The organism is Qipengyuania xiapuensis (assembly GCF_019711395.1).
Classification (GTDB): Bacteria; Pseudomonadota; Alphaproteobacteria; order Sphingomonadales; family Sphingomonadaceae; genus Qipengyuania; species Qipengyuania xiapuensis.
The window spans coordinates 1,544,694-1,557,954 of sequence record NZ_JAIGNL010000001.1; the positions used below are offsets into that span (position 1 = coordinate 1,544,694).

At 61.9% G+C, this 13,261-nt stretch carries 13 protein-coding genes; 6 read left to right on the forward strand and 7 right to left on the reverse strand.

The window, feature by feature from the left end:
* Position 1 precedes the first annotated feature (1 nt).
* From K3163_RS07840 to dusB, 4 genes are all read right to left on the reverse strand, one after another.
* Positions 2-2,242: a sensor histidine kinase gene (locus K3163_RS07840; protein WP_221553721.1), complete on the reverse strand. Its 2,241-nt coding sequence runs from the start codon at positions 2,240-2,242 to the stop codon at positions 2-4.
* 61 nt (positions 2,243-2,303) lie between these two features.
* Positions 2,304-3,719, reverse strand: a complete 1,416-nt coding sequence (gene ntrC / locus K3163_RS07845) for a nitrogen regulation protein NR(I) (RefSeq protein ID WP_221553722.1) — start codon at positions 3,717-3,719, stop codon at positions 2,304-2,306.
* Positions 3,716-4,786: a two-component system sensor histidine kinase NtrB gene (locus K3163_RS07850; protein WP_345719714.1), complete on the reverse strand. Its 1,071-nt coding sequence runs from the start codon at positions 4,784-4,786 to the stop codon at positions 3,716-3,718. Before K3163_RS07850 ends, ntrC begins: the two co-directional genes overlap by 4 nt.
* Complete coding sequence (gene dusB, locus K3163_RS07855) at positions 4,783-5,802, reverse strand: tRNA dihydrouridine synthase DusB (protein ID WP_221553723.1); 1,020 nt, start codon at positions 5,800-5,802, stop codon at positions 4,783-4,785. The genes K3163_RS07850 and dusB overlap by 4 nt, the downstream gene beginning before the upstream one ends.
* Positions 5,803-5,882: 80 nt before the next feature.
* Between dusB and K3163_RS07860 the strand changes: the two genes are divergently transcribed.
* Together K3163_RS07860 and K3163_RS07865 are read left to right on the forward strand one after the other, a co-directional pair.
* Positions 5,883-7,025, forward strand: a complete 1,143-nt coding sequence (locus K3163_RS07860) for a bifunctional 2-C-methyl-D-erythritol 4-phosphate cytidylyltransferase/2-C-methyl-D-erythritol 2,4-cyclodiphosphate synthase (protein ID WP_221553724.1) — start codon at positions 5,883-5,885, stop codon at positions 7,023-7,025.
* A 16-nt stretch (positions 7,026-7,041) separates the two neighbouring features.
* Positions 7,042-7,545, forward strand: a complete 504-nt coding sequence (locus tag K3163_RS07865) for a CinA family protein (RefSeq protein ID WP_221428430.1) — start codon at positions 7,042-7,044, stop codon at positions 7,543-7,545.
* On the opposite strand, the gene K3163_RS07870 is transcribed toward K3163_RS07865, so the two are convergent.
* Entirely contained in the window at positions 7,542-7,997 is a 456-nt protein-coding gene (locus tag K3163_RS07870) for a type II toxin-antitoxin system RatA family toxin (RefSeq protein WP_221428429.1), read from the reverse strand. The genes K3163_RS07865 and K3163_RS07870 overlap by 4 nt on opposite strands.
* Entirely contained in the window at positions 7,997-8,950 is a 954-nt protein-coding gene (lipA, locus tag K3163_RS07875; RefSeq protein WP_221428428.1) for a lipoyl synthase, read from the reverse strand. The genes K3163_RS07870 and lipA overlap by 1 nt, the downstream gene beginning before the upstream one ends.
* 83 nt (positions 8,951-9,033) lie before the next feature.
* Here lipA and K3163_RS07880 point away from each other — a divergent pair, with 83 nt between their 5' ends.
* From K3163_RS07880 to K3163_RS07895, 4 genes are read left to right on the forward strand one after another with little or no spacing between them, the layout of a single operon-like run.
* Entirely contained in the window at positions 9,034-10,017 is a 984-nt protein-coding gene (locus K3163_RS07880) for a sodium-dependent bicarbonate transport family permease (protein WP_247712490.1), read from the forward strand.
* A complete protein-coding gene (locus tag K3163_RS07885; protein WP_221428427.1) occupies positions 10,014-10,322 on the forward strand; it encodes a P-II family nitrogen regulator in 309 nt (102 codons plus the stop codon). Before K3163_RS07880 ends, K3163_RS07885 begins: the two co-directional genes overlap by 4 nt.
* Complete coding sequence (locus K3163_RS07890) at positions 10,322-10,963, forward strand: carbonic anhydrase (protein WP_221428426.1); 642 nt, start codon at positions 10,322-10,324, stop codon at positions 10,961-10,963. Before K3163_RS07885 ends, K3163_RS07890 begins: the two co-directional genes overlap by 1 nt.
* Positions 10,964-11,000: 37 nt before the next feature.
* Complete coding sequence (locus K3163_RS07895; RefSeq protein WP_221553725.1) at positions 11,001-11,723, forward strand: NYN domain-containing protein; 723 nt, start codon at positions 11,001-11,003, stop codon at positions 11,721-11,723.
* 62 nt (positions 11,724-11,785) lie between these two features.
* Here the strand turns inward: K3163_RS07895 and K3163_RS07900 are convergent, their stop codons facing one another.
* Entirely contained in the window at positions 11,786-13,117 is a 1,332-nt protein-coding gene (locus K3163_RS07900; protein ID WP_221553726.1) for a tetratricopeptide repeat protein, read from the reverse strand.
* Positions 13,118-13,261 lie beyond the last annotated feature (144 nt).

Consider the following 13,261-nt stretch of genomic DNA (forward strand, 5'->3'; position numbering starts at 1 on the left):
ATCAGCTTCCCGTTCTTTCTTCGGAGTTCTTTTCGGAATTGTCGCGCACCATGCCGTGCGGGTCGCGGGCGAAGCGCAGCATCACACGCGTGCCGCCGCCGTCGACGGATGAGAAACTCATGTCGCCGCCATGCTCTTCGACGATCTTGTTGACGATCGCCAGGCCGAGACCGGTGCCTTTCTCGCGAGTGGTCACATAGGGGTCGAGGATGCGTTCGCGATCCTGCGGCAGGCCAATCCCGTTGTCGGTAACGGTGATCGTGATCGAGTTCTCGTCCTGCGCCACTTCGACAGCGATCCGCCCACGATAATCGGCTTCCGCATGTGCGGCTTGCGCTTCGATCGCTTCGGCAGCGTTCTTGAGAATGTTGGTCACTGCCTGACCTAGCTGGTGACGGTCGGCCTGGATCTTGAGCGGACCTTCGATCTCGGTGGTCATCCCGTAGTTGATGTCCGGGTTGGCGACTTCCTGCAGGAACAGTGACTGGCGAACCAGGTCGAGCGCATCTTCCGGGCGGAAGACGGGCTTGGGCAGCCGGGCAAAGCTGGAAAATTCGTCGACCATCTTCCTGAGGTCGCCGACCTGGCGCACGATCGTGCTGGTCAACTCGTCGAACAGCTCGCCATCCGCCTCGATCTGCTTGCGATAGCGGCGTTTGAGGCGCTCTGTGGCAAGCTGGATCGGGGTCAGCGGGTTCTTGATCTCGTGGGCGATACGGCGCGCGACATCGGACCATGCGGCCTGTCGCTGGTCGAGCAACTGGCGCGTGATGTCCTCGAAAGTGATCACGTGCCCGTCGCCTTCCGGCACCAGCTTGACCGCAAGCGTCATGAGTTCGCCGTGCCGCGAATGGCTGACCACGCCGCGCTCAAGCCCCGCAGCGACCATCGCTGCAATCTGCGGGGCCATCTCGTCCAGGGTTTCGGGATGCGCTGCCCCCTCCCCGCCCTCGAGCAGGGTAGCCTGTGCAGGCGCGTTCATCAGCAGGACACGCCGCTTGCCATCGATCGTGATGACGCCGGCAGAGACCGATTCCAGAACTGCCTCGATGAAGCTGCGCCTGTCTTCCAGTTCGTTGTTTGCCGAGACGAGAGCGTCGGTCTGCTTCTCGATCTGTGCCGTCATCCGGTTAAAGGCTCGGTTGAGGAGGCCGATCTCGTCCGCGCCGGTCCGGCCTTCGACCCGCAGCGCGAAGTTACCTGCGCCGACCTTGCGTGCAGCCGCGACGAGGTCCGTGAGCGGTTCAACCTGCCGGTCGGCGAAGCGCAGTGCGAACCACACGGCAATGCCGACCAGGGCGAGGCTGACGAAGAAGAGAGCGAGGTTGAACCGCAACTGCAAGGCGCGCGCGCGCTTGGTCAGCTCCTCATATGCAGTCGAGATCGATCGCGCGCTTTCCCAGCTTCGGAAGCTTGCCGCCTCGGCATTGCGTGCGGTGTAGAGATAGATTCCGGCGATCCGGTCGATCGGAGCAATGGCCTCGATCCGCTCGGGGCTACCGCGGACCGCGACTGCTTCTCCCCGGCGCAGTGCGTTGAGGCTTTCCTCGGTGAAGCCGACCGGATCACTGCTTTCGGTGATGCCATAGACGACTGCGGTGCGGGCGGTGCCATCGGGAAAGGTCTGCAGGATTGCGCTCTCGAACACTTCGCGCGGCTGCGCCTGGTATTCGTAGACCAGCATGAAATCCGGATCGGTAACCGAGACCTGCTGGAGGATCGTGCGCATGTCCATCGCCATCGAGATGGTTTCCTGCGCAAGGTCGAGCTGGTTATCCTCGTAATAGCTCTCCGCGAGGTCGTTGGCGTTCTCCATCAGCCCGCGCGAATTGTCGGAGAACCAGAAATCGACGCCTGACTGAAACAGGATCGCGGCGAAGGCGGCCACGAGCAGTGTCGGGACGGCAGCGATCATCGAGAAAAAGAACACGAGGCGGACGTGCAATCTCGCCGTGCTGCCGGCTGCCCTTCGAAGGGCAAGCCTGCGTCCTGCAAGGACCAGCAGGGCCATTGCCGGAATGAGCGTCCCGATCAGCAGGACGGCGACCTGCCTGCTGGGCAGGAGTTCGCCTGTATCCGGCGCACTCGTAAACGCTGCCCAAGTCGTTGCGACCATCAGCAGGAATGCCGTGGCGGCGAGAATTTCGACGACAGTGAAGAAGTTCGCCCGGCGCGAAGCCACCACGAACCTGCGCCACCAGCGCGGTGTGCGTCGAGTCTGGGGGGCAGCCTGCGTCGCCATCGTGGCAACGTTACATCGCCCCTGTTGCATTTTTGCAAGCCCTAATTCGATCAGTCGACAGCTATCGCCGCCGGGCAAAGCGCTCCGGTTCGATTTCGAGATCGCTCAGCCGCTTGCGCAAGGTGTTCCGGTTGATACCGAGAAGCTGTGCAGCCCTGAGCTGGTTGCCCTCGGTTTCACGCAAGGCATGCTCGAAAAGAGGCTTCTCGAACGCGGCGAGCGCGCCATGGTAGAGCGTGCCGTGGCTGGGCCCAGCCCCGGCAAGCCAGGTCGAGAGCGCTACATCGAACGCATCACGGCTGCCCTCCCCTTTCTCCGGCACTCCTGAAGGAAGAATGCCTTCGAGCGTCGAGGCGTCGATAACGTCATCGCGCGCGACAAGCGCCAGACGGAAGGTCACATTGCGCAGCTCGCGGACATTGCCCCGCCAGTCATGCCGCTGCAGCCCGTTGATCGCCTCTAGCGAAAGCCGACGGCGCGGCAGACCCTCGTCGACCGCCTGCGCGAGGAAGTGAGACGAGAGATCCGCAATATCCTCGCGCCTCTCGCGAAGCGGCGGCAAGTGGATGGGAACGACGTTGAGCCGGTAGAACAGGTCCTCGCGAAACCTTCCATCGGCAATCATCGGTTCGAGATTGCGGTTCGTGGCCGCAACGATGCGGACGTCCACCGCGATCTCCTGGCGTCCACCGACCCGGCGGATGCGACCAGACTGGAGGGCACGCAGGAGCCGCGTCTGGGCCTCGGCCGGCATGTCGCCGATCTCATCGAGGAAGAGCGTGCCCCCGTTGGCCTGCTCGAACTTGCCGATCTGCTGGGCATGGGCGCCAGTGAATGCACCGCGCTCATGACCGAAGAGTTCGCTTTCGAGGAGGTCGTGCGGGATCGCCGCCATGTTGACCGCGACGAAGGGTCCGGTCCGGCGAGAACCCAGCTGGTGGATCGCCTCTGCAACCAGTTCCTTGCCGGTCCCGCTTTCCCCGGTCACCAAGACGGTGAGGTCGTTGCGCAAGACCCGCGTGATCATGCGATAGACGTCCTGCATCGCGCGGCTGCGGCCGATCAGCGGAAGCTCTGCACCATCCGTAGCGGAGGAGTCTTCTTCCCGGCGAGGTGCCTTCTCGACGGCCTGCCGGACAGCTTGCGACAATTCGTCGAGATCGAACGGCTTTGGGAAATACTCGAAGGCTTCGCTGTCGCTTGCACGCACTGCCGTATCAAGAGTGTTCTGTGCGGAAAGGACAATGATCGGCATATCGGGTGCCGCCGCGCGAACTTCGCCGATCGCGTCGAGACCGTCACCGTCTTCAAGCATGACGTCGGTCAACATGACGTCGAAACGCCGCTCTTTAAGCAGGCGGTCGCGATCGGATATCCTCGTACAACCGGTCACCTCGAAACCTTCGTCGCGAAGGGCCTCGGTAATGACCGTCGCAATACCGCGGTCGTCTTCGACAAGGAGGACGGAATGGCTCATGCTTGGGTCTTGCCTTCAGCGACGGGTAGGTTGATCCGGAAATGGGTTCGGCCTGCACGTTCGTCGCGTTCGTGCGAAATACGTCCGCCCATATCGCGCAGCAGCTTTCGCACCAGTGCAAGGCCAAGACCCTGCCCGTGCGGCTTGCCCGATACGAAGGGTTCGAACACCTGGTCGCGAAGGTCAGGCGGCAGGCCCGGACCCGGGTCGCTCACCGTGATCTCGATCGGAAGGCGGGTCGCCTTGCCGAGCCGGATGGCCGAGAAACTCAGCCCGCTTACGAAGCGCGTTCGGACGATGATACGGGCGTCCTCGACATCCGAGCTTGCATCACAGGCATTGGCGAGGAGGTTGATCAGGACCTGCTCGAGCGCGCCCTGGTCAGCCTCGACCGCTGGCAATGAGGGATCGAATTCCTCGGCAAGTTCACACGCATCCTCGCGCCCTGCCCTCACCGTGGCCATAGCATTGCGGATGGCCTCGTGGAGGTTGCAGGGGCCGGTTTCGACCTTCTTGCGGCTTCCGAGCTGCTGCATCCGGTCGATCAATTGCGCGATGCGGTCGACTTCGCCCTCGATCATGGTCGCAAGCGGCTTGTCCTTGGCCGCCGAACGTCGGGCCAGAAGCTGGCTTGCACCGCGGATCGCAGACAGGGGGTTCTTGATCTCGTGAGCGAGTACGGCCGGAGCGCGCAGTTCGGTGCGCTCCTCGTCACCCTCGGCCTCCATCGCATCCTGACCGGCATCGGAAATGGTGATCACTCGCCACCCCTGGTAGCTGTGCATGGGCGAACAACTCAGGTTCACGACGCGTTCGCGGTCACCGGCGCTCAGTATCAGGCCGCGCACGATCAGCTGCGCCTCGGACTGAAGCAGCGAAGCGGCGACGCGTTCGTCGGATATCGAAAGCGATTCAAACAGCGGCTCACCGACCAGGCGCTTGCTGCTACGGCCAAGCAATTCTTCGGCTGCCGGATTGACGCTTGCCACCCTGCCCTCGCCATCGATGCAGAGGACGGCAAAGACCATTGCGGCTATCTGGTCGGACGCCGCCGGGACTGTGCTCACGCTGCTCGCCGGTGCAGGAAAGGTTCGTAGAACCGTTCGAGTTCTTCAAGAACAAGAGGGGCTTGGTCGATGAAGTTCACCCGGTTCCGAAACTCTGCCGAACCGTGCATTCCCTTCGTGTACCAGCCCAGATGCTTGCGTGCGATCTTGACGCCAACCTGCTCGCCGTAAAGTTCGAGCATGTCGCGATAGTGTTCGACGACGACCTCGTACTGCTCGTCGAAACTCGGGCTTTCGAGCGTCTCGCCGGTCTTCCACCAGTGCATCACCTGTGCAAGCAGCCACGGCTTGCCGTAAGCACCGCGGCCGATCATCAGCCCGTCGGCACCGGACTGTTCCAGTGCCTTCCCGGCATCATCGATGGTGCAGATGTCCCCGTTGACGATGACCGGTATCGAAACGGCATCCTTCACCTTGCGCACGAACTCCCAGTCCGCGCTGCCCTTGTACATCTGGTTGCGGGTGCGGCCATGGACGGTGACCATCTTCACACCGAGATCCTCGGCGATGCGGGCAAGCTCAGGTGCATTGAGATCGGCATGGTCCCAGCCCATCCGCATCTTCACGGTCACAGGAACGTCGACTGCCTTCACCGTTGCTTCCATCAGCTTCGTGGCGAGCGGCACTTCCCTCATCAGGGCAGAACCGGCCAGCTGGCCCACGACCTTCCGGACCGGGCAGCCGAAGTTGATGTCGATGATGTCGGCGCCGTTGCCCTGCTGGAGCTTGGCAGCCTCGCCCATGCTATGAGGGTCGCAGCCTACGAGCTGCATCGAAACAGGCTCTTCGATCGGATCCCACGCGGCCTTCTGCACAGACTGCCGCGTCTCGCGGATAGCAGCCTCGCTCGCGATCATCTCGGTGACATTGAGTCCCGATCCGTATCTGCGGACGAGCTTGCGAAACGGAAGGTCCGTGACACCCGTCATCGGCGCCAGGATCACTGGCGTGTCGATGGTCACATTGCCGATCTGGATCGGCTTCGGTTCGACCGGAGGGGTGGGTATCGCGCTCATTTTCGATGTGTGCCTAAATATTGGGCAGGCACATAGTGCGTTGCAGCGAAAACGGCAAGCCGCTAGCGCGCGGCATAGCTATGCAGGACGATACCGCCCTACCCCCATTCGCTGCGATCGTGGTTGCCGCCGGCAAAGGTCTGCGTGCGGGCCAGCCACTGCCCAAGCAGTTTGCCCCCTATCGCGGCAAGCCGGTGCTGCGCCATTCGGTCGAGGCGCTACTCGAGGCAGGTGCCGATCCGCTGGTCATCGCGATTCCCGAGGGCGGCGAGGCGGCAACGGCTGAAGCGCTTGTTGGCCTCGAGGGCTGGACGACCGTGGTGGGTGGAGAAACGCGGCAGCAGTCGGTGCGGAACGCCTTGCTGGCGATACCGAAGGCCGAACGCGTCCTGATCCATGACGCGGCTCGCCCGGACCTTCCCCGCCCCGTGATCTCACGATTGCTGGACGCTCTCGAAAAGCATCCCGGCGCCATTCCGGTCCTGCCGGTGGTCGATAGTCTCGTCATCGACGAAAGCGGCGTGATGGCAGGAAGCGGCGAGCGCGAGAAACTGAAGCGCGTCCAGACACCGCAGGCCTTTCGCTTCGCCGATATCCACGCAGCTCACGAAAGCTGGCAGGGCTCGAGAGATGCCGGAGACGATGCGCAGGTGTTGCGCGCTGCTGGTGGTTCGGTTGCGCTGGTCGAAGGCGACGCAAGGCTCAAGAAACTGACATTTTCGGAGGATTTCGTGTCCGACCTTCCCCCAGTACGCATTGGCACGGGTTTCGATGTGCACAAGCTCGCAGCCGGTGAAGAGCTCTGGCTCGGCGGTATCAGGATCGAGCACGACAAGGGGCTCGCCGGACACAGCGATGCCGATGTCGCTCTCCACGCGATCGTCGACGCACTTCTCGGCGCAATCGGCAATGGCGATATCGGCGATCACTTTCCGCCCTCCGATCCGCAGTGGAAAGGTGCGAGCAGCGACCGTTTCCTCACCCATGCCTCTGAACTCGTTGACGAAGCCGGCTACCGGACAGGCAATGTCGACCTGACGATTATCTGCGAGGCCCCCAAGATCGGCCCTCACCGCGAGGCTATCCGAACTCGCATCGCGGAATTGCTGGGCGTTGACACGGGCGTGATATCGGTGAAGGCGACCACCACCGAGCGGCTGGGCTTCACCGGCCGCGGTGAAGGGATCGCAGCCCAGGCGGCTGTCACGGTCCTGCGTAAATAGACTCTATGAGGTGAGCATGACGCTCGAGGCACTTCTCCCCGAAGACATCGACGCGCTGGCGCAGCGGGTCATCGACGAGAACAAAGCGGCCGGACGCACAGTGGTGGTCGCCGAAAGTTGCACCGGCGGGCTCGTCTCGGCCGCACTTACCGAGATTCCCGGCTCTTCTGCCGTCTTCGACCGGGGTTTCGTCACCTATTCGAACGAAGCGAAGATGGAAGCGCTCGACGTCCCGCTCGACATCATCGAGACATTCGGCGCGGTCTCGATCGCCTGCGCCTGGGCCATGGCGAAAGGCGCTCTGGCGAAGAGCAACGCCGACGTCGCAGTCGCCATCAGCGGCGTTGCAGGGCCCACCGGAGGCACCAAGCTGAAGCCGGTCGGAACCGTCGTATTCGCTCGCGTCATTCGCGGTGAGGAAGGCGAGCCAGAGGGTGAACTCAAGAAGTTCGAACCGACCTCGCGCGCGGATATCCGCCGAGAAGCGACCGTCTGCGCGCTGGAATTGCTGCTGCCCTAAAGGTTGGCTGCCGCGTTCTCGCGGCCGTAGAGTTCGTCCGCCCGCTTTTCGAACGCTTCGACCATCTTGCGGAAAGCGCGGTCGAAATACTGGCCCGCTAGCCGCTCGAACATGGCGTTGCGAAAGGTGAAGTCGACGCAGAAATCTATCTCGCAGCCACCGTCCGGCAGGCAGGTGAAACGCCAGTTGTTGTCGAGATCCTTGAGCGGACCGTCGACGTAAAACACCTCGATATGATCCGGGCGATTCTTGATCACCCTTGAGGTGAACTTCTCGCGGATTGCCTTGAAGCCGACGAGCATGTCGGCCGTCATTTCGCTCTCGCTGTCACTGCGAATCCGCGTGGCGACGACCCAGGGCAGAAACTCGGGATATTTCGCCACGTCCGCGACGAGGTCGAACATCTGTTCGCAGCTGTAAGGGAGACGGCGCGTCTCGCGGATGCCCGGCATCAGGCTTTCTGCCTCGCTTGCTCCTTCGCAAGGCGTTCTTCGCGCGCAGCCTTCATCACGGCGAAATCGTCGCCTGCGTGATAGCTCGAACGCGTCAGCGGGCTCGAGGCAACCTGCAGGAAGCCCTTGGCGCGGGCGATCGAACCATAGGCTGCGAACGCCTTGGGCGTGACGAAATCCTCGACCTTGGCGTGCTTGGGCGTTGGCTGGAGGTACTGACCCATGGTGATGAAATCGACATCCGCGCTGCGCATGTCGTCCATGACCTGGTGCACTTCGAGGCGCTGTTCGCCGAGGCCGAGCATGATGCCCGACTTCGTGAAGATCATGGGGTCGTGCGCCTTCACTTCCTCGAGCAGGCGCAGCGAAGCGTAGTAGCGCGCACCCGGACGGATCGTGGGATAGAGACGCGGCACCGTCTCGAGATTGTGGTTGTAGACGTCGGGCCCAGCCTCGCAGATCTTTTCGACTGCAGCGCGCATCTTGCCGCGGAAGTCGGGCGTGAGGATTTCGATCGTCGTGTCGGGCGTCTCGCGGCGAAGCGCCTTGATCACCTTGACGAACTGGTCCGCACCGCCGTCGGGCAGGTCGTCACGGTCGACGCTGGTGATGACGATGTGATTGAGACCCATCTGCCCCGCCGCGATCGCGACGTTTTCCGGCTCCATCGGGTCGACCATCCGCGGCATGCCGGTCTTCACGTTGCAGAAGGCGCAGGCGCGAGTGCAGACATCGCCGAGGATCATGACCGTGGCGTGCTTCTTGTCCCAGCATTCGCCGATGTTCGGACAGGCCGCTTCCTCGCACACCGTATTGAGCGAGAGGTCGCGCATCAGCTTGCGCGTCTCGTGATAGCCCTTGCTGACCGGAGCCTTGACGCGGATCCAGTCGGGCTTGCGCTGCCGCTTGGGCTGTTCGCCTTCGGGCTTCGGAGGGGAGGAAAGGTCGTTCATTGCGCGGCCCATCTAGGGAAAGGCGAGTATGTCTGCAATGGTGCAGCTTGCTCTTTCGCGAAGCTGGGATTACGCGGCGCGCTATGGAAACGATGGGCATCCAAGCGCTGACCTCTCCGGTCATCTTGTTTTTCGTTCTCGGACTCTTGGCGGCATTCGCACGGTCCGATCTTGCAATACCCGAAGCCATCGCGAAGGGCATGTCCCTCTACCTCATGGCGGCGATCGGCCTGAAAGGTGGCATCGAGGTCGCCGAATCCGGCCTCGACGGCACGGTGCTTGCCGCACTCGCAGCCGGCATCGGCGCGGGTTTTGTTATGCCGATCTACGCTTACTGGGTGCTCAAGGGCTTCGGGCGGCTCAGCCGAATCAATGCCGGCGCGGTAGCAGCGCATTATGGTTCGATCAGCGTCGTCACATTCGTCACCGCTGTCGAGATCTACACTATTCAGGGCAATCCGCCTCAGGGGTACATGGTCGCCGTGATGGCATCCATGGAAAGCCCGGCGATCCTTGCTGGTCTTCTGTTGGCTCGCGGTCTCGGTTCGGAAGAGGGACAGAGCCGCAAGGAACTGGCCCACGAGGTGCTTCTCAATCCTTCGGTTGTCCTGCTGTTGGGCGCATTCATCATCGGCATGATCGCGGGTCCCGAAGGCTTCGCCGATGTGAAACCGTTCTTCGATGGGCTCTTCAAGGGCATCCTCTGCCTGTTCCTGCTGGATATGGGTCTTATCGCGGCGCGACGTATTCTCGATGCGCGTTCTCTGACCTGGCGGCTGGTCGCCATCGCCATCGTGCTGCCGCTGGTGAACGGCGCCATCGGCACCGTCCTCGGTGTCTCGATTGGGCTCGATACCGGTTCCGCAGCCGCGCTCGGCGTGCTGTGTGCGAGCGCTAGTTATATCGCCGTACCAGCGGCCATGCGCCTCGCCCTGCCCGAAGCTGATCCGGGCATTTACCTGACGATGTCGCTGAGCATCACCTTCCCCTTCAACGTGTTGCTGAACATCGGCCTGATCGGAGCCCTTGCCGCGACGCTGACCGGCGCAGGAGCCGTGACCCCATGATCGAAACAGTTATCCGCAAGCGTATCGAAATCCTTGCCGACCAGGCGCAGGTAAAGCGCGTGACCTCCATCATCGATGAGGTCGGCATTACGGGGTGGACGGTACTTCCCGTTTCTTCAGGCCGGGGGCGCGAGGGCCGTTGGCGCGAAGAACGCGTCATGGGAACGGACAAGAATCTGGTGGTAACCATCGCGTCGCAAGAGAACTCGCAAGCCTTGGCCCAGGCACTTGCTCCCATACTGACATCTCACGGATTGCTCCTGACTATGTGGGATGTTGAAGTCATCCGCGGAGAGCGTTTCTGATGCCCGAGTTTGCCGAGCTACTTCAGGGCTATCGTCGCTTCCGCAAGGAAGGATACCCACGCCAGAAAGCCCGCTATGACGACCTCGTCAGCAAAGGCCAAAGTCCAAAGCTGATGATTATCGGCTGTTCCGACAGCCGGGTCGATCCCGCGCAGATTTTCGATGTCGATCCGGGTGAAATTTTCGTAGTCCGCAACGTGGCCGCACTGGTCCCCCCGTTCGAGACATCGCCGGGACAGCATGGCGTGTCGGCGGCACTCGAATTCGCGGTCCAGTTTCTGAAGGTGCGCCAGATTGTCGTTATGGGGCACGGGATGTGCGGGGGGTGCAAGGCCGCACTAACCCAAGACCTGCATGGCAATCCGCTCGGCGAAGGCGGTTTCGTCGCGAATTGGGTGCACCTCCTCGACGAGGCCCGCGAACCGGTTGCGCAGAAATACGGCACCGAAAGTCGCGAGGCCGAACGCGCCATGGAAATGGCTGCTGTCGGTGTGAGCATCGAGAATTTGCGGACCTTTCCGTGCGTTCGTGAAAAGGAAGCAAGCGGCGAACTCAAGCTGCGGGGCGCTTTTTTCGCGATCTCGGATGGTGTGCTTCACGTGCGAAACGAGAAAACCGGGGAATTCGAACCGGCAGAGTGACTTGCGCTCCTGACGTGCGCGGCCCATGTGGACGCGCATGGCAGAAAAAGAACTGAAAAACATCGCCCTGTTGATCGACGCGGACAACATCAAGCCGCAGGGCATCGATCCCGTCCTGACCGTCATGGCCGAACTGGGCCAGGTCAACATCAAGCGGGCCTATGGCAACTTCGCCAAGACCAATCTTTCGAAGTGGGACAAGATCTCCCACAAGTTCGGCATCCTCCCCCAGCAGCAGTTCGACCTGACTGCGGGCAAGAACGCCACCGACATGGCCATGACGATCGATGCGATCGACCTGCTCTACCAGGGCAAGGTGGATGGCTTCGGCATCATGAGCTCCGACAGCGACTTTGCGCCCCTTGCCACGCGGCTGAGGCAGGACGGCCTGATCGTCTACGGCTTTGGTGAGAAGAAGACGCCTGACGCTTTCAAGAGCGCCTGCACGAGGTTCATCGATATCGATGCCCTGATTGCCGGTGCGTCGGACGAACCCTCCCAGTCGAAGTCGAACAACGGCAAGGTCAAGGCTACCATCGACGATGAACTCGTCGAGCTTCTCGGTACTGCGTGGAAAGCCGCCAACCGCGACGACGAAGGGTTTGCTCAGATGGGAGAGGTCGGAAGCCTCGCCGGTAACCGGTCCAGCTTCGACGTCCGGAACTATGGCTTCAAACGCCTGTCGGACCTGTTCCAGTCGCTCGACCAGTTCAAGGTCGAACGCCGCGACAACACGCTCTGGGTCAAGCGCCTGCGCTGAACAAGAAAACGGCGCGGATCCCGTGGGACCCGCGCCGCTGATTTCGATCTGTCAGATCTGGCTTATGCGCCGCTCTTCTGGGCAGCATAGATGGCCCAGAGGTTCGCAACCGGAGCGCGCTTGCCGTCAACCTTGCCGAAGGTCTCGATAGCTTCGGCATACTTGCCCTGGTCGAACTGTGCGATACCGAGGCGCGTGAGCACCATCTGGGTGTCGACACCGGCCATGGTCAGCGCCTTGGCGTAGAATTCCTCTGCCTCGGCCGGCTGGTCGTAGCTGAGGAAGGTGTCGCCTGCGACGACGACCGTCTTCGGGTCCGAGCTCGAACGAGCGTCCGATGCGAGGTTCGGAAGGTCCGCCTTGTCGGCCGCGATACGGCCCGAAGCTTCCTTGCGCGTCTCGATCAGATAGGGATCGGTACGGTCGGCAGCGCCACTTGCGAAACCTTCGTCGATCACTGCGACAACCTCACCGGGGTAACGGCGCGGGTCGAGCACTTCGACGTATTCCGAAAGGACACGCTGGTCGTTGTAGATACCGGTACGACGCGACAGGCGCAGCAGGTCGAGAATCTCGGGGTTCTCGTAGTTGCTGCCGTTCAGCGTGATGATCACGGCATCGCCCCACGAAACGTCGGTCGGATAGTCGCGCACGAGGAATGCAGCGTACTTGGCCGCCTCGGCGTTCAGGTTGTTCTCGTAGGCATTCGCGAGACCCTGGCGGATCCAGACTTCCGGAGCCTTCTCGCCCGCAGCATGCTTGGCTTCGATGAGGCCGGTCAGATAACCGATACCTTCAGCGTAATTGCCGTTCTCTAGATAAAGGTCGGCGATCAGGTAATGCATGCGGTCAGGACCGAAGACCTGCGTGCTACCGTCGGTCATCGTGGCGTTGAACGTGTAGTTCGCAGCGATCGCGCGCTCGAGTGCAGCGCGAGCATTCGCGATGTCGCCCATGCCGTTGTACGTCTGGTATGCAGCAAAGCTGAGCTGGCCGACGAGAGCGGTATCGATCTTGCCGCTTTCGATCATGAGGTCGATGCCCTGAAGCTGCAGCTGGTCGTCGCCGGTGTCGTTGGCGAGGTTGAACAGCATGCCGCCGGCAGCGTTCTTTTCATCGTCCGACTTAACTTCCGCGAGCATCGCCGGGATCAGCGCCTTGGCAGCGGCGTAGTCCGGTGCTTCCGACTTCTGGATGTCGGAGATCTTGGTGTATTCCTCGAGGAAAGCCTTCGAGTATTCGGGCTTGGCCTCGTCCTTCTTTTTCTTGTCGCGCTGCGCGTGGGCAGGCTGCTCGATCGCGGTAGCGGTAAGCGTGCCGCCGACTGCGAGAGCAAGAGCCATGGCAATCGCCGAAGAAGGGCGCGAGGCCCGGCTGAGACGGGTGAAAATCATCAAATAAACTCCCAAGAGTGGATGGAGCGGGAACGCCTGATGCGTTCTGATACGTCATCGACGGCGCCAATGCCGTTTCTGCGTCCCCATTGCAAATTTTTGTAGCGAAAAGCCGCTGAATGGCGATTGAATAACGCCGCGCCC